Annotated in this window: 1 protein-coding gene; it reads right to left on the bottom strand. The window is 67.2% G+C overall.

Annotated features, from left to right (window positions below; genetic code table 11):
- A partial coding sequence (locus tag AC4IJH_RS43740) for an acyltransferase domain-containing protein (protein WP_490857603.1) occupies positions 1 to 427 on the bottom strand: 427 nt, incomplete at both ends.

The raw sequence follows: 427 nt of genomic DNA, 5'->3' as shown, positions 1-427 counted from the left end.
GCCGCCTCCAGCACCGCAGCCAAAGCCACCTCGAAGGCAAACAGACCCGCCTGCGCATACAACGTCTGATCCGTCAGCCCCTCATCGACACCATCCACGCCCAGCACGACATCCCGTACGGAGACTCCCAACTCCAGCTCCAGAAGCCCGCACACCCGGTCAAACGTCGCGGCGAACACCGGGCTTCCCTCGTACAGGCCACGCCCCATACCCAGCCACTGCGAACCCTGACCCGCGAACACAAGACCCACCCGGGCCCCCTGCCGCGCCACACCCGAGACCACCGAACCCGCCGACACACCACCGGCCAGATTCTTCAGCCCCGTCAGCAGCTCCTCACGCTCACCACCCAGCACCACCGCCCGATGCTCGAACACCGACCGCGTCGTCGCCAACGACCAGCCCACATCCACCGGCTCCAACTCCG

The sequence above is a fragment of the Streptomyces sp. UF-297 genome (assembly GCF_058245575.1).
This window is presented reverse-complemented; position numbering and strand designations above follow the sequence as displayed.